This is a genomic window from Pseudomonas fluorescens (assembly GCF_001648775.1).
GTDB lineage: Bacteria > Pseudomonadota > Gammaproteobacteria > Pseudomonadales > Pseudomonadaceae > Aquipseudomonas > Aquipseudomonas fluorescens_M.
The window spans coordinates 1-25,090 of the sequence record NZ_LVEJ01000017.1 but is presented as its reverse complement, the minus strand read 5'-3'; the positions used below and the strand labels follow the sequence as shown (position 1 = coordinate 25,090).

At 60.5% G+C, this 25,090-nt stretch carries 23 protein-coding genes; 10 read left to right on the top strand and 13 right to left on the bottom strand.

The annotated features are described in order from the left end of the window. Positions 1 to 158 precede the first annotated feature (158 nt). Positions 159 to 935, bottom strand: a complete 777-nt coding sequence (locus tag A8O26_RS16250; protein ID WP_064118903.1) for an NAD(P)H-dependent oxidoreductase — start codon at positions 933 to 935, stop codon at positions 159 to 161. 85 nt (positions 936 to 1,020) lie between these two features. On the opposite strand from A8O26_RS16250, the gene A8O26_RS16245 reads away from it, so the two are divergent. Both A8O26_RS16245 and A8O26_RS16240 read left to right on the top strand, forming a co-directional pair. Beyond that, positions 1,021 to 1,914 carry a LysR family transcriptional regulator gene (locus tag A8O26_RS16245; protein WP_064118902.1) on the top strand — a complete coding sequence of 298 codons (894 nt, stop codon included), beginning with the start codon at positions 1,021 to 1,023 and terminating at the stop codon, positions 1,912 to 1,914. A 256-nt stretch (positions 1,915 to 2,170) separates the two neighbouring features. Then, positions 2,171 to 2,956, top strand: coding sequence for a DeoR/GlpR family DNA-binding transcription regulator (locus A8O26_RS16240; protein WP_064118901.1), 786 nt, complete (start codon positions 2,171 to 2,173; stop codon positions 2,954 to 2,956). Positions 2,957 to 3,087: 131 nt separating this feature from the next. Here A8O26_RS16240 and A8O26_RS16235 read toward each other — a convergent pair whose 3' ends face one another. The 8 genes from A8O26_RS16235 to A8O26_RS16200 form a co-directional block, all read right to left on the bottom strand. After that, positions 3,088 to 4,371, bottom strand: a complete 1,284-nt coding sequence (locus A8O26_RS16235) for an NAD(P)/FAD-dependent oxidoreductase (RefSeq protein WP_064118900.1) — start codon at positions 4,369 to 4,371, stop codon at positions 3,088 to 3,090. 149 nt (positions 4,372 to 4,520) lie between these two features. Beyond that, the gene (locus tag A8O26_RS16230; protein WP_064118899.1) at positions 4,521 to 5,885 is read right to left on the bottom strand and encodes a glutamine synthetase family protein; all 1,365 of its coding nucleotides are present in this window, start codon (positions 5,883 to 5,885) and stop codon (positions 4,521 to 4,523) included. Between the two features lie 409 nt (positions 5,886 to 6,294). Continuing rightward, a complete protein-coding gene (gene chrA, locus A8O26_RS16225; RefSeq protein ID WP_064118898.1) occupies positions 6,295 to 7,638 on the bottom strand; it encodes a chromate efflux transporter in 1,344 nt (447 codons plus the stop codon). Between the two features lie 315 nt (positions 7,639 to 7,953). Continuing rightward, a complete protein-coding gene (moaE, locus tag A8O26_RS16220; RefSeq protein WP_064118897.1) occupies positions 7,954 to 8,415 on the bottom strand; it encodes a molybdopterin synthase catalytic subunit MoaE in 462 nt (153 codons plus the stop codon). A 3-nt stretch (positions 8,416 to 8,418) separates the two neighbouring features. Next, entirely contained in the window at positions 8,419 to 8,670 is a 252-nt protein-coding gene (locus A8O26_RS16215; RefSeq protein WP_064118896.1) for a MoaD/ThiS family protein, read from the bottom strand. After that, positions 8,667 to 9,152 carry a cyclic pyranopterin monophosphate synthase MoaC gene (moaC, locus tag A8O26_RS16210; protein ID WP_064118895.1) on the bottom strand — a complete coding sequence of 162 codons (486 nt, stop codon included), beginning with the start codon at positions 9,150 to 9,152 and terminating at the stop codon, positions 8,667 to 8,669. The genes A8O26_RS16215 and moaC overlap by 4 nt, the downstream gene beginning before the upstream one ends. Next, on the bottom strand, positions 9,149 to 9,994 hold the full coding sequence (gene fdhD, locus A8O26_RS16205; RefSeq protein ID WP_064118894.1) for a formate dehydrogenase accessory sulfurtransferase FdhD: 846 nt from the start codon (positions 9,992 to 9,994) through the stop codon (positions 9,149 to 9,151). Before fdhD ends, moaC begins: the two co-directional genes overlap by 4 nt. A gap of 227 nt (positions 9,995 to 10,221) precedes the next feature. Then, a complete protein-coding gene (locus A8O26_RS16200) occupies positions 10,222 to 11,121 on the bottom strand; it encodes a LysR family transcriptional regulator (RefSeq protein WP_064118893.1) in 900 nt (299 codons plus the stop codon). A gap of 289 nt (positions 11,122 to 11,410) precedes the next feature. Between A8O26_RS16200 and moaB the strand changes: the two genes are divergently transcribed. Beyond that, positions 11,411 to 11,950, top strand: a complete 540-nt coding sequence (moaB, locus tag A8O26_RS16195) for a molybdenum cofactor biosynthesis protein B (RefSeq protein WP_064118892.1) — start codon at positions 11,411 to 11,413, stop codon at positions 11,948 to 11,950. Further along, positions 11,947 to 13,152 (top strand): molybdopterin molybdotransferase MoeA, encoded by a 1,206-nt coding sequence (locus A8O26_RS16190; protein WP_064118891.1) that lies wholly within the window; start codon positions 11,947 to 11,949, stop codon positions 13,150 to 13,152. The genes moaB and A8O26_RS16190 overlap by 4 nt, the downstream gene beginning before the upstream one ends. Before the next feature lie 405 nt (positions 13,153 to 13,557). Here the strand turns inward: A8O26_RS16190 and A8O26_RS16185 are convergent, their stop codons facing one another. Together A8O26_RS16185 and moaA are read right to left on the bottom strand one after the other, a co-directional pair. Then, a complete protein-coding gene (locus tag A8O26_RS16185) occupies positions 13,558 to 14,454 on the bottom strand; it encodes a bestrophin family protein (RefSeq protein ID WP_064118890.1) in 897 nt (298 codons plus the stop codon). Positions 14,455 to 14,490: 36 nt separating this feature from the next. After that, positions 14,491 to 15,489 (bottom strand): GTP 3',8-cyclase MoaA, encoded by a 999-nt coding sequence (moaA, locus tag A8O26_RS16180; protein ID WP_064118889.1) that lies wholly within the window; start codon positions 15,487 to 15,489, stop codon positions 14,491 to 14,493. 354 nt (positions 15,490 to 15,843) lie between these two features. Between moaA and A8O26_RS16175 the strand changes: the two genes are divergently transcribed. The 4 genes from A8O26_RS16175 (at position 15,844) to A8O26_RS29415 (ending at position 20,866) form a co-directional block, all read left to right on the top strand. Further along, positions 15,844 to 18,168, top strand: a complete 2,325-nt coding sequence (locus tag A8O26_RS16175; protein WP_064118888.1) for an FdhF/YdeP family oxidoreductase — start codon at positions 15,844 to 15,846, stop codon at positions 18,166 to 18,168. Between the two features lie 106 nt (positions 18,169 to 18,274). Further along, on the top strand, positions 18,275 to 19,690 hold the full coding sequence (locus A8O26_RS16170; protein WP_064118904.1) for a cytochrome ubiquinol oxidase subunit I: 1,416 nt from the start codon (positions 18,275 to 18,277) through the stop codon (positions 19,688 to 19,690). 17 nt (positions 19,691 to 19,707) lie between these two features. Then, the gene (gene cydB, locus A8O26_RS16165; protein WP_064118887.1) at positions 19,708 to 20,724 is read left to right on the top strand and encodes a cytochrome d ubiquinol oxidase subunit II; all 1,017 of its coding nucleotides are present in this window, start codon (positions 19,708 to 19,710) and stop codon (positions 20,722 to 20,724) included. Further along, positions 20,711 to 20,866: a DUF2474 domain-containing protein gene (locus A8O26_RS29415; RefSeq protein ID WP_081265204.1), complete on the top strand. Its 156-nt coding sequence runs from the start codon at positions 20,711 to 20,713 to the stop codon at positions 20,864 to 20,866. The genes cydB and A8O26_RS29415 overlap by 14 nt, the downstream gene beginning before the upstream one ends. Positions 20,867 to 21,043: 177 nt before the next feature. Here A8O26_RS29415 and A8O26_RS16160 read toward each other — a convergent pair whose 3' ends face one another. Then, positions 21,044 to 21,895 (bottom strand): CAP domain-containing protein, encoded by an 852-nt coding sequence (locus A8O26_RS16160; protein ID WP_064118886.1) that lies wholly within the window; start codon positions 21,893 to 21,895, stop codon positions 21,044 to 21,046. A gap of 199 nt (positions 21,896 to 22,094) precedes the next feature. Between A8O26_RS16160 and A8O26_RS16155 the strand changes: the two genes are divergently transcribed. Continuing rightward, positions 22,095 to 22,715: a cell wall hydrolase gene (locus A8O26_RS16155; RefSeq protein ID WP_064118885.1), complete on the top strand. Its 621-nt coding sequence runs from the start codon at positions 22,095 to 22,097 to the stop codon at positions 22,713 to 22,715. Here A8O26_RS16155 and A8O26_RS16150 read toward each other — a convergent pair. Continuing rightward, positions 22,712 to 23,599 (bottom strand): LysR family transcriptional regulator, encoded by an 888-nt coding sequence (locus tag A8O26_RS16150; protein ID WP_064118884.1) that lies wholly within the window; start codon positions 23,597 to 23,599, stop codon positions 22,712 to 22,714. The two genes, A8O26_RS16155 and A8O26_RS16150, sit on opposite strands and share 4 nt — an antisense overlap. Positions 23,600 to 23,703: 104 nt before the next feature. Between A8O26_RS16150 and A8O26_RS16145 the strand changes: the two genes are divergently transcribed. Continuing rightward, a partial coding sequence (locus A8O26_RS16145) for an MFS transporter (protein WP_155740665.1) occupies positions 23,704 to 25,090 on the top strand: 1,387 nt, incomplete at its 3' end.

Sequence of the window (25,090 nt, the reverse complement as noted above, 5' to 3'; positions counted from 1 at the left end):
GTCTACCGTCATGCATCGACCTGAAAAATCGTGGCGATTATGGATTCGGTGAAAAGCGTTCAAGTCGGTGTACTTCGTCAATATCCCCCCATCAGTCCCCTCTCCCTCTGGGAGAGGGTTAGGGTGAGGGGCTTTTGCTCTACGTGGTTGATGCGGCGCTAGCGGATGTGTGCGTCGAAGCCTTCGCTATCCGGCGCGATGTCGCTCTTCAACGTCAAAGCAGGAATCTCATACTCCCCACCATTCTGCTGCCGAAACCCAATCGGCCTTGCACTCCACAACTCATCCAGCCGCTGCCCCAATTCCTCGCAAGTCTCGGCATACCGCGCCGCATCCATCCGACTGGTCCGATACACCACAAACGGCGGCACCACTTCAAACCCCGGGTAGTACAAAATCCCGTGCTGGATCGGAAAAAGCAGATCATCCATCGGCCCATTAATCCCACGCGGCGCATAGTGCGATTCCCAGCCGCCAGTGGTGACCATCAACATCGCCCGTTTGCCTTTCATTTTCCCTTCGCCATAGCGCTCGCCCCAGCGGCTGTCGGAATGCTCGCCGACGCCGTAGGCAAAACCGTAGGCGTACACCCGATCAACCCAACCTTTGAGAATGGCGGGCATGGTGAACCACCACAGCGGAAACTGCAGGATCAGCGCATCCGCCCACAACAGTTTTTCCTGCTCGCGAGCGATGTCGGCGGCTTGAGTGCCTTCGGCGTAAGCGACTTTCGAGTCGAGCGAAGCGTGGAACGGTTTAGTCGCATCGCGCTCTGGGGCATCGTCAGCGTCGAGGGTGGCTTTCCAGTTCATCGCGTAGAGGTCGGAGACCTGCACGGTGTGGCCGGCGGTTTGCAAGCGCTGCACGCTGAAGTCGCGCAGCGAGCCGTTGAGGGAGGTCGGTTCCGGGTGGGCGTAAACCAGTAGCACTTTCATGTTGAAGCTCCGTTAGCTAAGTGACTGCAGGATCGGCGTTCAACCGGTATATTGGAAATGAATGTCTGATATGTCTGGTATAGCCATGAATAATTTGAGACGGCTGGATATCAACTTGCTGTTGACGCTGGATGTGTTGCTGTCGGAGCACAACGTCACCCGCGCTGCGCAGCGCCTGAACCTGTCGCAGCCTTCGGTGAGTGTGCATCTGGCCAAGTTGCGCGACATCTTTGGCGATCCGTTGCTGTTGCCCGGCCCTCGCGGCATGCGCCCGACGGCGCGCGCCGATGAGTTGCGTGAACCGTTGCGCGAAGCGTTGGAAGCCTTGGAGAGGGCGGTGGCGCCGGCCAGTGCGTTCGACCCGGCGCTGGCGACGCACACCTGGAAAATCGCCGCGACCGATTACGGCGAGTCGACGGTGGTGTTGCCGGCGCTGAGCGGCTTGCGTGAACAGGCGCCGGGCTCGCGGCTGGCGGTGATCGATCTGACGCCGGCACATTTGGTCAAACAGGCTGAGCAAGGGGTGTTTGATCTGGCGCTGCACATCAGTGAAGACGCGCCGCCGGAGTTGCACCGTCGACCGCTGTTCACCGAGCGTTATGTGCTGGCCGGTCGAGTCGGGCATCCGGGATTAAAGTCTGCACCCACACGCAAACAATTCTGTGCGCTGGAACACGTGATGGTGTCGCGCGAGGGCGGGGGCTTTTTCGGGGTGACCGACCGGGCGTTGGCCGATGTCGGGCTGATGCGCAAAGTGGTGTTGTCGGTGCCGCACTTTCTGATGGCAATGTCGGTGTTGGCCAGCACCGATCTGGTGGCGATGCTGCCGTCACGCCTGGTGCGTGGCAACCGGGCACTGCAAGTGGTCGACGCGCCTCTGGAAGTACCCGGTTATGAGATGGCGATGTTCTGGGGCGAACGCTCGCACCGCGATCCGGCGCATAAATGGCTGCGTGAGCATTTGTTAGCGTCGGTCTGAGGCACTGTCAGGCGTGGCCGAGGGCAATCGCAAACGACACGACGATCATGCACGCAAACGCAAAATTGAGATTCATGAGGTGTTCATCCTGAGCCTTTTAGAAGTGCGGCCATTCTGAACAGGTTGAAAGCAAAGAAAAAATTCGCCTTGTTGATTGCAAAGATCGAAACAATTGATACCTGGTCGGTTTGTGTTTACTCAAAGCTTTCGCTAGTCTCGCAGAAACCTGCAACTACAAGCACAAACAGGCACAACCATGCACGATCATTCTGCGGCAGAACTGCCGTCCCTGCGTCGACAGAAAATCCTTTTGCTCCTCGAACGTGACGGCAAGGTCATGGCGTCCGAGTTGAGCCAGCACTTCGCGGTGTCCGAGGACACCATCCGCCGCGACCTCGCCGAACTGGACAACGCCGGGCTGGTGCAGCGCGTGCACGGTGGGGCGTTGCCGCGGCCGAAAGACTCCGGCAAGGATTACTTCACGCGGCTGGACGAGACGGATGAGGTGAAGATTCGCCTGGCGCAACGGGCGGCGCAGGAGATTGAAGATGGGCAGATTGTGCTGTTCGATTCCGGCTCGACCACGCTGCAAGTGGCGCGCTCGTTGCGTGCAGATATCTGCATCACGGCGGTGACCGCGTCACCGATGACGGCGATTGCGCTCTCGGAATTCAAGGCTGTGAAAGTGATTCTCGCTGGCGGCCAGTTGAACCCGCGCACGATGGCGGCGGGTGGGCATGAGGCGCTGCGGTTGCTGGCCGGGATCCGGGCGGATCTGGCGATTACCGGCGTCTGCGCGATTCATCCGGAGGTGGGAATTACCTCGCTGCATTTCGACGAGGTGCCGGTGAAGCAGGCGATGCTGGAGGGCGCGGCGCGGGTGATTGCGGTGACCACGGCGGACAAGTTGGGGGCGGTGGAGCCGTTTGTGGTGGCGCCGTGTACGCGCCTGCATACGCTGATCACCGAGCAGCATGTTGCGTCGGGGAGTGTCGAGGATTATCGACGGTTGGGGATTGTGGTCGAGCAGTTGCCGGATTGAATTTTTGGTGGATTTGAGGGCCTCTTCGCGAGCAGGCTCGCTCCCACATGTGACCGAGATCTAGCTCAGGAACGCGGTCGAATGTGGGAGCGAGCCTGCTCGCGAAGGGGCCGGTACATTCAACCCATCTTTCAGCGCAGGCGCTCAAGCATCTGGTAGTACCACATCCCCGCCGCCAACAACGGGTTACCGAGTAAATCCCCCATCGGCACACGAATGTGCTGGCACTGGGCAAACGTATCGAACTGCTCCATCTGCCCGGTGATCGCCCGGCTCATGATTTCGCCCATGATGTGCGTCGTCGCGATGCCGTGCCCCGAGTACCCCTGGCAATACCAGACGTTGTCCGAGAGCTTGCCCAGTTGCGGGATGCGATTGATGACGATGCCCATCGCGCAGCTCCACTGATAGTCGATCTGCACGCCTTTGAGCGCCGGGAAGGTTTGCTCGATGCACGGGCGCAACTCGGCGGCGATGTCGCGTGAATCCTTGCCGCTGTAGTTGGCGCCACCGCCGAACAACAAGCGGCCGTCGGCGGTGAGGCGGTAGTAGTCGAGGACGAAGCGGCAGTCGTATACGGCCAGATCTTCCGGGTTGATCTGCCGCGCCAGATCGCCGAGCGGCGCGGTGGTGACAATGCCGCCCATGGCCGGGAAAATCTTGCCCTTGAGCTGCCCCGGTTCGAGTTTGTGATAAACGTCGCCGGCGAGCATCACCTGATTGGCATCGATCTGGCCGTGGGCGGTTCTTACGCCAGGAGTATCGCCGTGAATGATCTCCAGAACTTCGCTGTTTTCAAAGATCAGCGCGCCGAGACTTTCCGCCGCCCGCGCTTCGCCGATGCACAGGTTGAGCGGGTGCAGATGCAGGTTGCGCGTATTCTTGATTGCGCCGTGGTAGAGGTCGCTTTGCAGCAGGTCGCGCACCTGGCTGCGGTCGAGCAGGCTGACCTCATCGCCTAATCCGCGCCGTACGGCTTCTTCATAATCCTTACGCAAATCAGTCATGTGGCTGGGCTTGTACGCCGCGTGCAAATGGCCGTGTTTGAGGTCGCATTGAATGCCGTATTTCTCGACGCGTTGCTGGATGATTTCGTGCCCGCGCCAGCGCAGGTGCCAGATGAAATCATCGACGTCATCGCCGAGTTTCGCGCGCATCTGTTTGCGCATCGCGCCGTCGCCGGAGAGGCTGCCGGTGACTTGCCCGCCGTTGCGCCCGGTAGCGCCCCAGCCGATCTTGTGGCTTTCGACGATGGCGACTTTCAGGCCTTTTTCAGCGAGTTCGACGGCGGTGGCGACGCCAGTGAAGCCGCCGCCGATGATCACCACATCGACGGTGTGCCGACCTTGCAGGGTCGGGTAGTCGGTGTCCTGGTTTAGGGTGGCGGTGTAGTAGGAATTGCAGCGTTCGGTCATGTCAGTGTCCACACAAAGTTCGGAAGTCGGAGTGCAGTCCCCTGTGGGAGCGAGCTTGCTCGCGAAAGCGGTGTGTCAGTCACCCAAAATGTTGAATGTGACGACGCCTTCGCGAGCAGGCTCGCTCCCACAGGTTCGGTGTCGGATCGTTATGCCTCGGTGAGATACCAGCGCCAATCCTGCTCACCCACTTCAGCCATGAACTGCCGATACTCGGCACGCTTCACCGCCAGATACACCCCGAGAAATTCCTGCCCCAAGGCATCCCGCGCCCACACCGAGTTCTCCAGCGCCTGCAAGGACGTCAGCCAATCGGTCGGCAGTAACTCCTTCGCTTGCGCATAACCATTGCCTTCAACCGGCGCACCAGGATCAAGCTCTTCACGAATGCCGCGATGAATGCCGGCAAGGATCGCCGCTGCGGCGAGATACGGGTTGGCATCGGCGCCGCAGATGCGGTGTTCGATATGCCGCGTGTTGGCCGGGCCACCGGGAACACGCAGGCTGACGGTGCGGTTGTCGACGCCCCAGGTCGGCGCCAACGGTGCATAGCTGTTGGCCTGGAAGCGCCGATACGAGTTGGCGTTCGGGCAGAACAGCAGCAGCGAATCGAGCAGGGACGCGAGCATGCCGCCAATCGCCGTGCGCAGCAGCGGGGTGCCGGCCGGGTCTTCAGAGGCGAACAGATTATGTCCCGCGCCATCGGCCAGACTCACGTGCATGTGCATGCCGGTACCGGCCAGATCATCGAACGGCTTGGCCATGAACGTCGCCTGCATGCCGTGCTTGTGGGCGATGGCTTTGACCAGACGTTTGTAACGCACGGCTTGGTCCATCGCCTGCAGTGCATCGCCATGTTCAAGGGTGATTTCCACCTGACCCGGCGCGTACTCGGAGATCGCCGTGCGCGCCGGAATGCCGTGGAGTTTGCAGGCACTGTAGAGGTCGGCGAGGAATGGTTCGATCTGCTCCAGTTCGCGCAAACCGTAGACCTGCGTATGTCGCGGTCGGCCTCCGTCGGCATCCAGCGCTGGTTGCGGTCGACCGTTGTGATCGCGTTTGGCGTCGAGCAGGTAGAACTCCAGCTCACACGCCATCACCGGGTGATAACCCTCGGCCTTGAGGCCGTCGATGACCTTGATCAGCAAGTGCCGTGGGTCGGCGATGCTCGCCGGCATGCCCTCGGTCGGGTGCATGCTGACCTGCACCGCGGCGGTCGGAATCTTGCGCCACGGCAGGCGCACCAGACTGCCTTCCAGCGGGTAGGCACGGCAGTCGATATCGCCGACGTCCCAGACCAGACCGGAGTTCTCGACGTCTTCACCCTGCACGGTCAGGCCGAGAATGGTGCTCGGCAGCGGCCGGCCGCTTTCGTAGACGGCGAGCAGTTCTTCGCGGTGCAACAGTTTGCCGCGCGGCACGCCGTTGGCGTCGAGGATAAACAACTCGATCATGTCGATATCGGGGTTCTGTTCAAGGAACAGGCGTGCGTCTTCGATGGCTGCGAATTTCATAATCAATCACTCACGATGGCGCCGCACAGGCGCGCAGATTCGGGCTGGACACGACGCGACAACAGGCGTGGCTGTCCTGGCAGGGATATCAAGAGGTAGGGGACTGTCGCGGCTTTTTTAACGGGCGCGATCAGACAGGCAGAGAGATATCCGGCGGGCGTGCGGAATGACGCAACTTGGAGCGGCGCAGGGCCATGGGGAGATTGACGATACGATTCATACGCCGCCCCTGTGAGAGAGGGCGCGCAGGGCAGAGACGTTCAACGATTCTGGTTGTTGTGGTGACGTACTCATAACGCGTGTTTCCGTTGGCGGAAAACGTCGGTGGCGGGCTGACCCGCCGACCGGTGTGCCCGGATAGTAAGGGGGAATTCGCGGGCGTGTAAACGGGAGATTCACAAGCCCGGGTTCAGCGCATCAGGTGAAAGCCCAGCCCGGCGAGGGCGCAAACGATCAACACACTGATCACGCCGCGTTTGAAAACGAACAGCGCCAACGCCGCCACCACCGACAGCATGAGCGAAAACAGATCCAGCGCCCCGGCAAACCCGTTCGGCCACAACACGTGATAAGCGAAAAAACACGCCAGATTCACAATCACCCCGACCACGGCAGCGGTGATTGCCGTAAGCGGTGCGGTGAATTTCAGTTCGTTGTGCGTCGATTCCACCAACGGCCCGCCAGCAAGGATGAACAGAAACGAGGGCAGGAAGGTGAACCAGGTCACCAGCGTTGCCGCGAGCGCGCCGGCGGCAAACGCATGCTCGGGGCCGAACGCCGGTTGCACGTAGGCACCGATGAAACCGACAAACGCCACCACCATGATCAGCGGTCCGGGAGTGGTTTCGCCGAGCGCGAGGCCGTCGATCATCTGCGTCGGCGTCAACCAGCCGTAATGCCCGACGGCGCCCTGATAGACGTAAGGCAGCACCGCATAGGCGCCGCCAAAGGTAAGCAGCGCGGCTTTGGTGAAGAACCAGGCCATTTGCGTGAACGTGCCGTCCCAGCCGAACAATGCCGTCAACAACGCCATGGGCAAACACCAGAGCACTGCGCCGATCAACGCCAGGCGCAGCAACTTCGCCAGGTTGAAGCGGGCATGTTCGGGGGCGGGCGTATCGTCGTCGATCAACGCCGGGCCGAAGGATTTCTCGCTGTTGCGCACATCTGCGTTGCTGAACCGCTGCGGTGCGAATCGCCCGCCCAGATACCCGATCAGCCCGGCCCCGAGGACGATCAACGGGAAGGGCACATTGAAGGCGAAAATCGCCACGAACGACGCCCCGGCAATCGTCCACAGCCACGCATTCTTCAACGCGCGCGAACCAATGCGATGCGCGGCGTGCAGCACGATCGCGGTGATTGCCGGTTTGATTCCGTAAAACACTCCGGCCACTGCCGGCACGTCACCGAAGGCGATGTACAGCCAGGACAAGGCAATCAGAATGAACAGCGATGGCAGCACAAACAGCGCTCCGGCGATGACACCGCCCCAGGTGCGATGCAGCAGCCAGCCGATGTAGGTCGCCAGTTGCTGAGCCTCGGGGCCGGGCAGCAACATGCAGTAGTTGAGTGCGTGCAGAAAACGCTTTTCGGAGATCCAGCGCCGTCGCTCGACCAGCTCCTGATGCATGATCGCGATCTGCCCGGCCGGCCCGCCGAAACCAATGCAGCCGAGTTTCAGCCAAAAGCGCCAGGCCTGGCGCAGGGTGACGGGGTCGGGTCGGGGCAGGTTGTTCGGCGCTGTGCTCAAGCGAAACTCCGGAGTTGAATCCTGGCAGAGCGGTTATCTAATCAGACTTTCAACCCTCACCCCAGCCCTCTCCCAGAGGGAGAGGGGGCCGACCGAGGTGTCTGGCGTTATCCATCGACCTGAAAAATCGAGTCGATTATGGATTTGATGGTTACCCGAAGGGGCCGACCGAGGTGTCTGCCGTTCTCCATGACCGGACAGATCCCATCGATTATGGATTCACCACAACTCCTTCACGTCGGCGTACTTCTGCAATATCCCCCAATCAGTCCCCTCTCCCTCGGGGAGAGGGCTAGGGTGAGGGGCTTTCGCTTTTCAGGCGTGCGCCAAACTCCAGCGCAAAGCAGCATTCCGATCACTCTCCCGGCCCTCGACCCAGTGAGAGCCCTCAGGTGTAGTCTCACGCTTCCAGAACGGCGCACGGGTCTTGAGCACATCCATGATGAACGCGCAGGCCTCGAACGCCATATGCCGATGCTTGCTACTGACCCCGACAAACACAATCGGCTCACTCACCGAAAGCGCGCCGACCCGATGCACAATCTCCACCCCCAACAGCGGCCAACGTTCGCGGGCTTCTTCGGCAATCTGTTCGAGGGCCTTTTCGGTCATGCCCGGATAGTGCTCAAGAAACAGTTCATTCACGCTCTGGCCAATGTTCAGATCACGCACATAACCAATGAAATTCACCACCGCGCCCACCCGTGGATTGCGCGCGTGAAGGTCGGCAGTCAACTGGCCGACATCGAAGCTTTTGTGCTGGACTCGAATAGCCATCGATCAACCCCCGGTCACAGGCGGAAAAAACGCGATCTCATCGAAATCCTCAATCGCCTGGCTCGGCTGACACAGTTCCTGATTCACCGCGCACATCAGATTCCCGGCGCCGAGCACTTCGCGCCACAGATCGCCGCGCTGCATGAGCATCTGCCGCACGTCCTCAACGCTGTTCAGCGAAGCGCTCAGCGGAATCTTTTCACCGCCCAGATTGAGCCGGTCCCGGTAACTGGCGAAGTAGTTGATCAGGATCATTGCGCGTCCTCCCATTGAAAGTGCCCCGAGCGTCCGCCCTGTTTGCTGAGCAGGCGGATATCGCCGATAACCATCGCCCGATCCACCGCTTTGCACATGTCGTAAATGGTCAGCGCGGCAACGCTGGCGGCGGTCAGGGCTTCGAGTTCAACACCGGTCTGGCCGGTGAGACGGCAAGTGCTGGTGATCTGCACGCGGTCCGGCTCGCACGCCTTGAGTTCGACGTGAATCGAGCTGAGCAGCAGCGCGTGGCACAGCGGGATCAGCTCGTGGGTACGCTTGGCGGCCTGGATGCCGGCGATCCGCGCGACAGCGAAGACATCGCCTTTCGGGTGCCCGTTGGCCTGAATCATCTGCAAGGTTTGCGGGCGCATTTGCACCCAGGCTTGCGCAGTGGCTTCACGGCGGGTCGCGGCTTTGTCGCTGACGTCGACCATGTTGGCGTGGCCCTGATCGTCGAGGTGGGTGAGGGTGTGGCTCATGCGGGAAACTCCTGGATCGGGCTGTAAATTCGTGGGGCGTTGCGGTGCGGCACGTGGATCAGATTGAGCCGATGCCTGAGCGCCCAACGCACGGTCAACGCGGTCGGCGCGGACAGGCTGACGAGGGTGCCGAGGCGGGCGCGCACGGCTTTGTGGATCAGTTCGAGGCTGCAACGGCTGGTGACCACGACGAAGCCTTCAGCGGCATCGATGGCATCGCTCTGCATCGCGCCGATCAGCTTGTCGAGGGCGTTGTGGCGGCCGATGTCTTCGCGGCACATCAAGGCTTCACCCTCGGCGTCGAAATACAGCGCGGCGTGTAGGGCGCCGCTGCTGCGCGCCAGTTGTTGAGCGGCTTCGATGCGTTGGCGAATGCCGTCGAAATGTTCGGCTGGCGGCAGTGGCGAAGGCTGCAGAATCTGCAGTGGCGGCAGCGCCTGCTCCAGCGCTTCGACGCCGCAGATGCCGCAGCCGCTGGTCCCGGTCATTTGCCGACGATGATCCTTGAGTGCCCAGAACGCCCGGCTGCAAATCTGTACATCGGCCTGACAGGCCTGATCGAAATGCGTGAGGCGGACGTCGTAGATCTCGTCGACGCTGTCGATGATCGCGTTGCTCAGGCTGAAGCCGCGGATGAAGTCTTCGAGGTTGCCGGGCGAGACCATCATCACCGCCTGGCTGAGGCCGTTGTAGGTGATGGCCAAAGCGATTTCCGAGGCCAGGGCCGCGTGCGAAAGCGGGGCATCCGGCAGGTATTCGCGAAACACCACTTGTGCCGGTTGAGGTGCGGGGGCGTTGGGTTCGGTGGTGGATTCTGTGAGGGTTTCGACGTGGCAGAGCATCTGAACAGTCCCGAAGCGCTGAAGAGTGTTCAGGCTACGGGGGCGTCAAAACTGCGTCCAATCGCTTGTTCCGATGTGGTGATTGCTTTGGTCGATCAACGCCGTCACATCCAAAATTTTTGCTGTCTGGTCGGGCCTCTTCGCGAGCAGGCTCGCTCCCACAGGGGAATGTATTCCAAATGTAGGAGCGAGCCTGCTCGCGAAGGCGGCCTGACATCCAACATCAATTACTGAGCAGACACTTCAACCCCAAACAACTTCCGCGCCTCGGCAAAACACTTCTCGGCAATCGCCGAGCGCGGTTCGGTCTTGCGCATCACCAGCCCCAATGGCGCGAGCACACTGGCATCCGGCAACTGCATGAACGACAAGTGCTCGATCGGCTCTTCCAGACCACTGTCCAGCGGCATGATCGCGCAGCAGAAACCTTGGTGAATCGCCTGCAACAGCTGATAGGTCGAATCGCTTTCCATGATCGGCTGCGGGCTGAGCCCACGGCTGCGGAAGCTCAGGTCGATGGATTTGCGGTAATGCATGCCCGCAGTGATCATGCCCAGCGGCAATTCGGCGGCGTCTTCCCAACTCATTTCCGAGCCTTCGAAATGGAAGTGGCGGTTGTCGTAGAGCAGGCCGACACGGGTTTCACCAATCTCGAAAAACTCGAAATAGTTCGGGTTGACGTGGTCGAGGTAGCACACGCCCAGATCGAGCTGATTGTTGCCCAGACCAGCGATGATCTCGTCGGAGCTGAGCGACGACAGGCTGAATTTCAACTCCGGATAAGTGCCGGACAAACCCTGAATGTAATTGACCGGATTGAAGCTGCTCAGCGGCACCAGACCCAGACGCAAACTACCGACCAGTTGCCCGCGACATGCCGCCGCTTCGGCAAACAAACCGTCATGCGCGGCGAGCAAGGTGCGTGCCCAGGCCAGCACGCGCTCGCCCGCCTGGGTGAAACCTTCAAAGCGCTGACCACGATTGACCAGCACCAGATCCAGCTCATCTTCGAGATTGCGCAGGCGCATCGACAACGTCGGTTGGGTGATGTGGCAGCGTGCGGCGGCCTGGCCGAAGTGACGGGTTTCGTCCAGCGCGATCAGGAACTTGAGTTGTTTGATGTCCACGACGGCACCTGCTCGATGGGGAGTTTTGAATGGAGTATTGACGCCGATGCGCCAGACGCACGAAAAGCGCAGGGTGCGACGATCTCATCTGAGCGGTTATTCGTCCAATCGGAAGCATTTAAAACACTATCGATCAGCTCTATCAGTCGCGGTTTTACTGGCTTTCAGTGAGATGAAAAGCACCGATAGAGCCGGTCGATAATGTGGTTGGCCAGAGTGATTAGACAGTCCTCATAAGTGGCACTTAGGCTGCTCGGCAATGTTGATTGACTGCTGCCGGAGAACTGCCATGAGCGCCAAAGCCGATGCCCTGTTTGTCCCCCTGAATATTGCCGTGCTGACGGTCAGCGATACCCGCGATTACGCCAGCGATACCTCGGGCCAGTTGCTGGTCAGTCGCCTGCTGGAAGCCGGGCATACCTTGAGCGAGCGCAATTTGCTCAAGGATGATCTGTACAAGATCCGCGCTCAGGTAGCGAACTGGATTGCCGATGAAGGCATTCAGGTGGTGCTGATTACTGGCGGCACTGGCTTCACCGGTCGCGACAGCACGCCGGAAGCGGTGGGCTGCTTGTTCGACAAACAGATCGATGGTTTTGGCGAACTGTTCCGGGCGATTTCGATACTGGACATCGGCACCTCCACCGTGCAAAGCCGTGCGCTGGCCGGGCTGTCGAACGGCACCCTGGTGTGCTGCCTGCCGGGCTCGACCGGCGCTTGCCGCACCGCGTGGGAAGGCATTCTTGCCGAGCAACTGGATAACCGCCATCGCCCGTGCAACTTCGTCCCGCACCTGAAAGCGGTGCAGGCGTGTGGGCCGCGCGGATGAGCCGTTCACCCTTGATGCCGGTGGAGGATGCGATCGAGCAGTTATTGCTCATGGCCAATGAACAACAACTGGCCGACAGCGAAGTGCTGGCGCTCGATGAGGCGCGCGGCCGGATGTTGGCCAGTGATCTGGTAGCGACCCTCGATTTACCGCCGTGGCCGAACAGCGCCATGGACGGTTATGCGTTGAACCTGGCCGATCTGGATCAGCAGCCGCTAGCGGTGTCGCAACGGGTTTACGCGGGCGCCGCTCCTGAGGCGTTGTTGCCTGGGACTTGCGCGCGGATCTTCACGGGAGCGCCGGTGCCGCCCGGTGCCAACTGCGTGGAAATGCAGGAAAACGTCGAGGTACTGGACGACGGTCGCGTACGGTTTTTGCAGCCGTTAAAGGTCGAGCAGAACATTCGCGCACAAGGCCAGGAAAACCGCGTCGGCGATATTTTGTTGCGTGCAGGCAAGCGCCTCGGGCCGTTTGAACTGGCGGTGGCGGCGGGGCAGGGGCTGGCGCAGTTGCATGTGGTGCGCCGGCCTAAGGTGGCGCTGTTATCGACCGGTGATGAACTGGTCGAACCGGGTCAGCCATTGCGGCCCGGCAGCATCTACAACAGCAATCGCGTGCTGCTGGGGCATTGGCTGCGTGAGTTGGGTTGTGAGGTGATCGACGCCGGGATCCTGCCGGATCACCCGGCGCAGACGCGGCTCAAGCTTGAGCAACTGCAAGTGAGCGCGGATCTGATTCTGACCACGGGTGGTGTGTCAGCGGGTGATGCCGATTGCCTCGGGCAGGTGCTGCGCGACAGCGGTAAACCGCTGCTGTGGAAACTGGCGATCAAGCCAGGCAAACCGCTGACGGTCGGGCATTTTGGTGCGGTGCCGGTGATTGGGTTGCCGGGTAATCCGACGTCGGCACTGGTGACGTTCGGGTTGTTGGCGCGGCCGTATTTGCTGCGCATACAAGGCGTCGAAGATGTCACGCCGCTGAGCTTCACAGTCGACGCAGGCTTCGATTGGCACAAGGCGGGTGGCCGCCGTGAATACCTGCGGGTGAAGCTGGAGGCGGGGCGTGCGGTGCTCTACCCGAATCAAAGCTCCGGCGTTCTGCTTGGCGCGACCTGGGCCGATGGCTTGGTGGAAATTCCCGAAAACAGCACACACAACCTCGGCGACCCGCTGCGCTTCATCCCCTTCAACGAACTCTTCTGACCTCACCACCAATCAAACTGTGGGAGCGAGCCTGCTCGCGAAGGCGTAGTGTCAGTCAACATCGATGTTGGCTGACAGGACCCCTTCGCGAGCAAGCTCGCTCCCACATTGGTTTTGTGGTGGTCATCAATATCGGCGGTGTACGCGAACCCTTGTGGGAGCGAGCCTGCTCGCGAAGGCGTAGTGTCAGTCAACATCGATGTTGGCCGACAGGACCTCTTCGCGAGCAAGCTCGCTCCCACATTGGTTTTGTGGTGGTCATCAATATCGGCGGTGTACGCGAACCCTTGTGGGAGCGAGCTTGCTCGCGAAGGCGGAGTGTCAGGCAACATCGATAGTGACTGAAAGGGCGCCTTCGCGAGCAGGCTCGCTCCCACAGGGTTCCGGGGTGTCTGGAGAGAGGGATCAGCTCAAGACATAGTCCACAGGCTTCAACGCCGGCGGTACTTCTGCTCCGAGTTCGGCGAGGATGTCGCGTTCGATGGTGCGCACCAGTGCATCGGTGGGCAGGTCGTTTTCGTCGCGGCCAAAGGGGTCTTCCAGTTCATCGGCTATCGCATCCAGACCAAAAAACGTGTAGCTGACAATCGCCGTGAACAACGGTGTCAGCCAGCCCAGCGGCTCGGCCATGGCAAACGGCAGCAGGATGCAAAACAAGTAGATCGTGCGGTGCAATAACAGTGTGTAGGGAAACGGCAGCGGCGTGGTTTTGATCCGTTCGCACACCGCTTGCGCCTGGGTCAGGCTGGTCAGGTGATTGGCCAGCAGCATGTAGCGCCATTCAGTCAGTTCACCGTTTTCATGCAGATCGGAACATTGCTGACCGACCGTTTGCAAAATGCGCCCGCTGTAATCCGGCGTCAGTGGGTCGGGTTTCGGCATGATCCATTGGCTGCTCGCATCGGCCTCGCTTTCCTTGCGCAACCGTGCGTTCAACGCATGGGCGAAACCGCATAGATTAAGCAGCAACGGCTTGCGCTCAGCCGACTCACGAATCACATGGGTTTCGCGAATCACCGAGCGAATGTGCACGATCACTTCGCCCCAGGCCTTGCGCGCCTCGTACCAGCGGTCATAGCAAGCGTTGTTGCGAAAATTCATGAAGATCGACAGCGACAAACCGAGCAAGGTAAATGGCGTCGCGTTGACCTTAGTGAAGTTGCTCGGATGGAGGATTTCCACCAGGACGATGGCCGACGCCAGCAGGGTGACCATCAATGTGCGCAGAGCGATGCGCTTGGCGATCGAACCCTTGAGGGTGAAGAGAATGGCGAACTGATTGACCTTGGGTCTGATGATCATGCTGTGCGGTTCCGATAACCGATGAAACTGGCGGGATCAGCCGCCGGTCATGTTCATGAAACGCACGACCTGAACATCGTCGTTCACTTCGAAATTATGCCGATACGGCTTGAGCTTCATCGCCTCGATAATGGCTTTCTCCAGCCGCTGCGGTTGCCCCGGGTGTGCGCGCAGCACCGCTTTCAAATCTACCGAATGCTCGTTACCCAGACACAGTAGCAGGCGACCTTCGACGGTGAGCCGAACGCGGTTGCAGGTGCCGCAAAAGTTGTGGCTGTGCGGCGAGATAAAGCCCAAGCGAATCTCCGGCGCTTCGGCCAGCCGCCAGTAGCGCGAAGGGCCTTGCGTCGATTCCGCCGAGTCGATCAGGGTGTAGCGTTCAGCAATCTTTTCCCGCACCTGGGCGCTGGAGAAAAACGACTCGGCGCGGCTGTGTTCGCTGATGATCCCCAGCGGCATCTCTTCGATGAAAGAGACGTCGAGCTGACGGTCAATCGCGAAGCTGACCAGATCATTGATCTCTTGATCGTTACGGCCCTGCATCACCACGACGTTGAGTTTAGTGCGGGTAAAACCGGCCTTGCGCGCGGCATCAATGCCGTTGATCACCTGCGCCAGATCACCGGTACGGGTCATCTGTTTGAAGCGCTGCGGATCGAGGCTGTCGAGGCTGATGTTCAGGCGTTTGACCCCGGCATCGAACAGCGGCGCGGCGAGTTTGCCTAGCTGCGAGCCATTGGTGGTCATGCACAACTCGCGCAGGCCGGGCAGGGCAGCGATCTGCTCGCAGAGCTTGACCACGCCCGGACGAATCAACGGCTCGCCACCGGTGAGGCGAATCTTGCGTGTGCCGAGCACCACGAAGCTCTGCGCCAGTTGATAGATCTCTTCCAGCGTGAGGATTTTTTGCCTGGGCAGAAACTGCATGTCTTCGGCCATGCAATAAACGCAGCGGAAGTCGCAGCGGTCGGTTACCGACATGCGCAGATAGTCGACGCGGCGGTTGTAACCATCGATCAAGACACGCTCTGACATGACAGCCTCGCAGGAATGAAAACCCCGGTTGAAGGAGTTTGGTCAGCGCAGATTATGGGCAACTTTCAGTGCCGTCCAATCACTGTTAATGAACAGCTGATTGATCCCGTCGATGATGAATTATTTTTCGCTGAAAGTTGCTCCGTTAGTTTCGCAAGACACCGTAAATAAAGGGTTTTTATCCGTGATAGATGCTTTCGATAAAGTGGTCATTAATAGCGATTAGACAATGTTTTGTAACGGTTCATATCCTTGCCCCGGCAAACCCAACGACCACTTTTCAACCTTTAAAGTCGGCCGTCGCTGTTTAACTGAATCAGTTTCATGCCTGTGTGCATCGTCATGGAGAGTCCCATGTCACAAGTTGACCGTTACAAACCCTACAAAGGCGCCGCTGCCGGTTGGGGCGCTGTCATCAGCCTGACCAAAAGCTGGCTGGGCAGTGAAAACGCCCTGAAAAACATCCGCGCCATGCTCAAGACCAACCAGAACGGTGGCTTCGACTGCCCGGGTTGTGCCTGGGGTGAGGCGCCGGGCGCGAGCCTGTTGAAGTTCTGCGAAAACGGTGCGAAAGCGGTGAACTGGGAAGCGACCGGGCGGTTGGTCGACCCGGCGTTCTTCAACAAGTACACGGTGTCGAGCCTGGCCGAGCAGAGCGACTATTGGCTGGAATATCAGGGCCGTCTGACCCACCCGATGCGCTACGACGCGCGGATCGACCGCTATGTGGAAATCAGTTGGGAAGATGCGTTCGCATTGATCGCTGATCATCTGAAAAACCTTAAATCGCCCCACGAGGCCGAGTTCTACACCTCGGGCCGCGCGAGCAATGAAGCAGCGTTTCTCTATCAATTGTTCGTCCGTGCGTTCGGCACCAACAACTTCCCCGACTGCTCGAACATGTGCCACGAAGCCAGTGCGGTGAGCATGAACGAGACCCTCGGCGTCGGCAAAGGCACCGTGGTTTACGAGGACCTGCACCACGCCGACGCGATTTTCGTCATCGGCCAGAACCCCGGCACCAACCACCCGCGCATGCTCGAACCGCTGCGTGAAGCGGTAAAGCGCGGCGCGCAAGTGGTCTGCATCAACCCGCTGAAAGAGCGTGGCCTGGAGCGGTTCCAGAACCCGCAGAACCCGCTCGAAATGCTTAGCAACGGCTGGGAAGCGACCAACACCGCGTATTTCCGCCCGGCGCTGGGCGGCGACATGGCGATGATTCGCGGCATGGTCAAATTCCTCTTGCAGTGGGAGCGCGAAGCTCAGGCCACGGGCGGCGAACCGGTGTTCGATCATGCGTTTATTGCCGAGCACACCACAGGGTTCGACAGCTATCTGGCTGAAGTCGAGGCGACGAGTTGGGAGCACATTCTCGAGCAGTCCGGCGTGCCGCTGCATGACATCGAACTGGCCGCGCGCATGTATGGCCGCGCCAAGAGCGTGATCATGTGCTGGGCCATGGGCCTGACCCAACACGTGCACTCGGTGGCGACCCTGCAGGAAGTCATTAACCTGCAACTGCTGCGCGGCAACGTCGGCCGTCCGGGCGCGGGGCTGTCGCCGGTGCGCGGCCACAGTAACGTGCAGGGCGACCGCACCATGGGCATCAACGAACTGGCGCCGAAAGACTTGATGGATGCGCTGCAAAAGCGCTTCAACTTCGACGTGCCGCGCATGCACGGGCACAACACGGTGATGGCGATCGGCGCCATGGAGCGTGGTGAAGCCAAGGTGTTCATCGGTCTGGGCGGCAACTTTGTCCAAGCCACGCCGGACACCCCGCGCACCCATGCGGCGATGCGCAAACTCGACCTGACCGTGCACATCGCGACCAAGCTCAATCGCAGCCATTTGGTCACCGGTCGCGACGCGTTGATCCTGCCGTGCCTGGGGCGTACCGACATCGATATTCAGGCTGAAGGTCCGCAAGGTGTGACCGTCGAAGACACCTTCAGCATGGTGCATTTGTCGTTCGGTCAGTTGAAACCGAAGTCGGCGCACTTGAAGTCCGAGCCGGCGATCATTGCCGGGATCGCCGCCGCAACACTGGGCAAACATCCGATTGATTGGGAGTGGGTGGTGGGCGACTACGGGCGCATTCGCAACCTGATTGCCGACGTGATTCCGGGCTTCGAAAACTTCAACGAAAAACTGCTGATTCCCGGTGGCTTCCACCTTGGCAACGAAGCCTCGGATCGGGTCTGGAACACTGAAAGCGGCAAGGCGCAGTTCACCCCGTGTGTGTTGCCCGAGCACTTGATCAGCGAAGGCGTACGCAACCTTCCGGTCAAGCCGCATCTGATCCTGCAGACCATGCGATCCCACGATCAGTACAACACCACGCTGTACGGCCTCGATGATCGGTATCGCGGGGTTTACGGCATGCGCGATGTAATCTTCGCCAACGAACAGGACATCCAGCGCCTCGGTTTCGAACCGGGGCAGAAGGTCGATCTGGTGGCGCTGTGGGATGACGAGCGCGAGCGTCGGGTCAGCGGTTTCACCCTGATCGCTTACGACATTCCGGCAGGGCAGGCAGCGGCGTATTACCCGGAGACTAACCCTCTGGTGCCGCTGGAAAGCTACGGCGACCGGACGTACACGCCGACCTCCAAGTTCGTGGCGATTCGCCTCGAAGCCGCGAAGGTCAGCAACCTGATCCCGTCGTCGGTGGCGTAACCCCCAACCCATAAAAACCATAGAAATTTGATTGGCTGCAGGCGTTCGCGCCTGGCGGTGGCCCGGGTTCGTGCTGCCGCTTTTCAGCCTGGATGAGGACATCATCATGTTCACTCTGGAGGCACTGGACCTGGCGCGCATTCAATTCGCGTTCACGGTTTCGTTCCACATTATTTTCCCGGCGATCACCATTGGCCTGGCGAGTTTCCTCGCGGTACTCGAAGGCCTTTGGCTGAAAACCCGTAACGACACATACCGCGATCTTTATCATTTCTGGTCGAAGATTTTCGCGGTCAACTTCGGCATGGGTGTGGTCTCGGGGCTGGTCATGGCGTACCAGTTCGGCACTAACTGGAGCGGTTTTTCGGATTTCGCCGGGAGTATCACCGGGCCGTTGCTGACCTATGAAGTGCTGACGGCATTCTTCCTTGAAGCGGGTTTCCTCGGGGTCATGCTGTTCGGCTGGAACCGCGTCGGCCGTGGCTTGCACTTCTTTGCCACGGTAATGGTCGCGATCGGCACGCTGATTTCGACGTTCTGGATTCTTGCGTCCAATAGCTGGATGCAGACGCCGCAGGGCTTTGAAATCGTCGACGGTCGGGTGATGCCGCTGGACTGGCTGGCGATTGTGTTCAACCCGTCATTCCCGTTCCGTCTGGCGCACATGGCGATTGCCGCGTTTGTGGCGACGTCGTTCTTCGTCGGTGCCTCGGCTGCCTGGCATTTGCTGCGCGGCAATAACACCGCGCCGGTGCGCAAGATGTTTTCCATGGCGTTGTGGATGGCGCTGATCGTGGCGCCGATTCAGGCCGTGGTCGGTGACGCCCATGGCTTGAATACGCTGGAACATCAACCGGCGAAGATCGCTGCCATCGAAGGGCACTGGGAAAACGCCGACAACGGGCCTACGCCGCTGGTGCTGTTTGGCATCCCTGATATGCAGGCTGAGAAGACCAAGTATGCGTTGGAGATTCCGTATCTCGGCAGCCTGATCCTCACCCACAGCCTCGATAAGCAGATCCCGGCGCTGAAGAGCTTCGCGAAAGAAGATCGGCCGAATTCGACCGTGATTTTCTGGAGCTTCCGCGTCATGGCCGGGTTGGGGATGTTGATGATCCTCGTTGGGTTGCTGGGGTTGGCGCTGCGTCGGGGCGGCAAGCTTTATCAGCATCGCGGCTTTCAGCGTTTGGTGTTGCTGATGGGGCCGAGTGGCTTGATTGCGTTGCTGGCCGGTTGGATCACCACGGAAGTCGGGCGTCAGCCGTGGGTGGTGTACGGCTTGCTGCGCACTCATGACGCGGCATCGCATCACTCGGTGGCGCAGATGAGCACATCGTTGGCGCTGTTCGTGGTGATCTATTTCACCGTGTTCAGCGTGGGCATCGGCTACATGATGAAACTGGTGAAAAAAGGCCCGCAGCCGCATCACGAACATCCTCCGCAAGACGACCCCACACAGACACCGCGCCGACCGCTTTCGGCCGCGATCACTCCCCTCGAATCCGCGACCTCGGTCCACTGATAAAGGAGCATTGAGTCATGGGTATTCAAGGTATCGATCTCTCGTTGATCTGGGGAGTGATCATCGCCTTCGGGGTGATGATGTACGTGATCATGGACGGCTTCGATCTGGGGCTGGGGATCCTGTTTCCGCTGATCCCGGACGAGCAGGAACGCGATGTGATGATGAACACCGTCGCCCCGGTGTGGGACGGTAACGAGACCTGGCTGGTGCTCGGTGGCGCGGCGTTGTATGGCGCGTTTCCGCTGGCATACGGGGTGATTCTCGAGGCGCTGTACCTGCCGCTGATCCTGATGCTCTGCGGGCTGATTTTCCGCGGTGTGGCGTTTGAGTTTCGCTTCAAGTCGTCGCCGCAAAAACGCCATTGGTGGGACAAGGCGTTTATCGGTGGTTCGCTGCTGGCGACGTTCTCTCAAGGTGTGGTGATTGGCGCGTATGTATCCGGGATTCCGGTGGTCGATCGACAATTTGCCGGTGGTGGTCTGGACTGGTTGGCGCCATTTCCGCTGGTGTGTGGCGTGGGCCTGGTGATTGCGTATGCGTTGCTTGGCAGCACGTGGTTGCTGGTCAAGACCGAAGGCATGCTGGAGTCGCGGATGCGGCTGTTCACCCGGCCGCTGGCCTTGCTGTTGATGGCGATGGTGCTGGTGATTGGCGTATGGACGCTGCAACTGCATCCGGAGCTGGCGGCGCGTTGGTCGACGCACGGGCATCTGCAGGTGTTAGCCGGGTTGGTGGTGTTGGCATTGCTGGCGGTGTTCGGGTTGCTGCGCACGTTGCGTCAGCGCCATACGCACTGGCCATTCGTGTTTACGCTGGTGTTGATGTTGCTCGGTTACATCGGCCTGGCGCTGAGCATCTGGCCGAACATCATCCCGCCGTCGGTGAGCATCTGGGCCGCCGCGTCACCGCCGTCGAGCCAGTTGTTTGCGCTGATTGGCGCACTGTTCATCCTGCCGGTGATCCTGATGTACACCTTCTGGAGCTACTACGTATTCCGCGGCAAAGTGAGGATTGGCGATGGCTACCATTGATTCGCGCGAAGTGAAATCCAGCCGCTGGTACAAGCGTCTGGGCTGGCTGTTGTTGATCTGGCTGGGCAGCGTGGTGTCGCTGGCGGTGGTGGCGAGCCTGCTGAAACTGGCGATGTATGCCGCGGGGATGAGAACCCACTGAGCCTGAAAAACCGCGGCCTGGCTGCGGTTTTTTATTGTCAGGAATTTCGGATGTACCACCGGACATTGTGGGAGCGAGCCTGCTCGCGAAGGCGTCAGGTCAGACAATGTTGATGTTGAATGTAAGGGCCTCTTCGCGAGCAGGCTCGCTCCCACAGGTGTTGTCGTGTTTTGGGATTTACTGGGCGCCGAACATCGCGGTCCAGTAGATCCCGGCGCTGCTTTTCGGGTCGGTGGCGTAAGCGGCGCCGAGTTCCTGGTATTGCGGGTTCATCAGGTTGGCGCAGTGGCCGGGGCTGGCGAGCCAGCCTTCGACGACTTTGTGCACCGTGTCTTGTCCTGCAGCGATGTTTTCGCCGACCAGTTGGCCGCCATAGCCAGCCAGTTCCGCGCGATCGCCCGGGGTGCGGCCATCGCGGTCTTTGTGGTCGAGGTAATTGTTGTTGGCCATGTCGCGGCTGTGGTCCTGGGAAATCGTGCCCAGCGTTGCGTTCCAGGCCAGCGGTGCAGCCGCAGCGAAAGCCTGTCCGCCACACTGACGCGCCTGACCGCGGGCGACGTTGAGTTCACTGAGCAATTTCTGTCCTTCACTTTGCGCATCCCCCAACTTGGCCGACAACAGTGGCCGCGCCAAGACAATGCGCCAGTCGCGATCGTCGCGGCTGACCCCGACATCGACGAACTGCGGATCGAGCACCACCTGACAAAAACTTTCCTGAATCGCCTTCATCGCCGACGCCGCATCGCGCGGACCGTTCAGGGTGATCGCCTGCACGTTGACCATCGGGTAACTGGCGCTGGCCATGGCTTGTTGCAGATCGACAGCCCCGGTGGCGCGTAATCTCAGCCGGGGATCCGCCGACAGTGGTGGCAGTTCATTCGACGCCTGGGAACCACAACGCTGCGGTTGGCTGCGGTAGCTGTTGATCGACTCGATCAATTGCGACTCATCGCCGGCGAGCGCCGGGATGGCAAACACAACGCCCACGGACAACGCGGCAAGACGCAAAACGGATGGCATGAAGCGCATGGAAATCTCCCTTGAGCTGAATGCGCCCATGATGCGCGAAAGGCCCCCGGTGCGTGCAATGTCTTTTTTCTTCATTCAGCCGTTTTTCTGCGCAACTTTGTCTCTGTATTTGCCGTCTACACTCACCGAAGAGCCCGCAAACCGGGTGTCTCCCCGACGTAACACCTTGCCCGACTCGGGCGCTGCCGGAAGAACTGACATGGGATTGAAAGGCTGGGCGGGCTGTCTTGTATTCACCCTGTTGGCAGGCTCTGTATGGGCCACCGATCATGCTCCGATCAAAGCGAAGGCTGAAGAGAAAGCGCAAGTGCTGGAAGAGAAAGCGGCGGACAAAGTCAGCGCCGCACCGGCGCCGAAAGCCGAAGCCATCACCCCGACCGAAGTGCAGGCGGTCGACCCGGCCGGCGCCGCGCCGCTGGACGATCCGATCACTTGTCTGGCGCGCAGTATCTATTGGGAAGCCAAAGGCAAAGACACGCCGGAAATGGAAGCCGTGGCCAGTGTGGTGATGAATCGCCTGGGCCACGAGGGCTTTCCCGACAACATTTGCGCTGTCGTCAAACAAGGTTCGGAAACCAAGAGCTGCCAGTTTTCCTGGTGGTGCGATGGCAAGCCGGATCAGGTCAAGGAAGATGCCGAATACACGCTGGCCAAGGATATCGCCCGCAAGGCTTTGAACCGCCAGCTCAAGGATCGCACCAACGGCGCGCTGTATTTCCACGACCGCAACGTGCATCCGAGCTGGGCCAAGGAGTACCGCAAGACTGCCGAGACCGGCAAATTCCTCTTCTACAAACCGGCCGGTGGCGACGCGCGTTAAGCGCAGACCTGCCGCACACATTCGCGCAACCAGCGATGCGCCGGGTCGGCGTCCATGCGCGGATGCCAGAGCATCGACACGCTAATGTCCGGCATCGCGAAGGGCAGGGCGAAACTGTGCAGGCCGGTGCGCAGTTTGCTCGTATGCCTTTGCGGGACCGTGGCGATCAGCTCTGATTCACGCACCAGCGTCAGCGCCGCCGAGAATCCGCCGAATGAAGTGACGATGTCCCGTGTCAGTCCGAGCGCGAGTAACGCTTCGTCCACCGGGCCGCTGCTGCGCCCGCGTCGAGAGATCAGAATGTGCTGTCCACCCGCGAAGCGTTTGCTGGTGACGTTCCCCGCGCTCAACGGATGCTCCTCGCGCACCACGCCAATCCACTGATCCCGAAACAGGATGCGGCTGTGCAGCGTCGGGTCGGTGCTGTCGTCGACCACGCCGGTTTCCAGATCAACGCGGCCTTCGCGCAGCAGCGTGCTGTCCTTGTCGGCTTTCTGCACAAAACGCAGGCGCACGCCGGGCGCCTCTTCGGCGATGCGCGCAAGCAGGGCGGCGGCAAAGGTTTCGACAAAACCGTCGGTGTTACGCAGGGTAAAGGTGCGTTGCAAGCGGCCGGGGTCGAGCACTTCGGCAGGCCTTAAAACCGCTTCGGCGTCCTGCACCAGATGGCTGACCCGTTCGCGCAATTCCAGAGCGCGCGGCGTTGGTACCAGGCCACGCCCCGCGCGCACCAGCAACGGATCGCCGGTGGTTTCGCGCAGACGGGCGAGGGCACGGCTCATCGCCGACGGGCTCAGCCCCAGGCATTTGGCCGCGCGCGCGACGCTGCCTTCGCGCAATAAAACGTCGAGGGTGATCAGCAGGTTCAGGTCCGGTGCGGTCATGACATGGCGTTCCATGCAGGTATCGAGTGCAAAGCATGCGTCTTGCGCCGTGCCTTGTCGAGGCTCACGCTATGACGCATCACCTCTGCCCCTGCGAGCCCCTCATGCCCCGCGAACCCCTGAGCACTCCCGCCCGATGGGCGCTGACCAGTCTGGCCTTGTCGATGTTGATGCCTTCACTGGACACCAGCATCGCCAATGCCGGGCTGCCAATTCTGGCGACGGCGTTCGAGGCGACGTTCCAGCAGGTGCAATGGATCGTGCTCGCCTACCTGCTGGCGATCACCACATTGATCGTCAGTGTCGGGCGTCTGGGTGATGGCTTCGGTCGGCGCCGATTGCTGTTGATCGGGGTCGGCATTTTCACCAGCGCGTCGTTAGCCTGCGCGCTGGCACCGGGGCTGGGCTGGTTGATCGGCGCACGGGCGGTACAAGGTGTCGGCGCGGCGATCATGTTCGCCTTGACCGTGGCGTCGGTGGCCGATGCGGTGCCCAAGGCGCGGGCGGGCAGTGCGATGGGTTTGTTGGCGACGATGTCGGCGACGGGCACCACCCTCGGGCCGTCGCTCGGTGGGCTGTTGATGGCGCAGGTCGGCTGGCAGGCGATTTTTCTGCTCAACGTGCCGTTGGGCTTGTTGAATATGTGGCTGGTGTACCGTTTTTTGCCAGCGGATCGGGCAACAGGGCCGCGCGCAGCGTTTGATTATCCTGGCAGCGCCGTGTTGGTGCTGACGCTGGCGGCCTATGCGCTGGCGATGACGCTTGAAGGTTTGATGCTCCCGTTGCTGCTGGCCAGTTTGTGCGGCGCAGGGTTGTTTATGCTGGTCGAGATGAAGGCCAAGTCGCCGTTGATTCGTTTGTCGTTGTTTAGCGACGCGCGACTGAGCAGCAGTCTGGCGCTGACTTTGTTGGTGACGACGGTGATGATGACCACGCTGGTGGTCGGTCCGTTTTACCTGCACCGGGGTTTGAGCCTCAGTAGCACAATGGTCGGAGTGGCGTTATCGGTCGGTCCGTTGTTGTCTGCGTTTGGCGGCGTACCGGCCGGACGTCTGGTGGATCGCTTTGGCGCGAGGCGGATAGTACCGGGCGCGTTGTTCGCCATGGCCTGCGGTTGCGGCTTGTTGACGCTGTTGCCGATGCGTCTTGGGTTGCCCGCCTATTTGCTGCCGATTGCACTGGTCGCCGTTGGTTACGCATTGTTCCAGGCGGCCAACAACACCGGGTTGATGGCGGGCGTCCGTCAGGATCAACGCGGCGTGGTCTCGGCGATGCTCGGGTTGGCGCGCAACCTCGGCTTGATCACCGGGGCGGCGGTGATGGGCGCGGTGTTTGCGCTGGCGGCGGGGGATCCGACACAGGCGCCGGCAACGGCGATTGCCAGCGGTTTGCACATCACTTTTGGCGTAGCGGTGGCGTTGATGCTGATAGCCCTGATCATCAGCCGAGCGCAGTTCAACTGTAGGCCTTCGCCTGCTCGCGAAGAGGCCG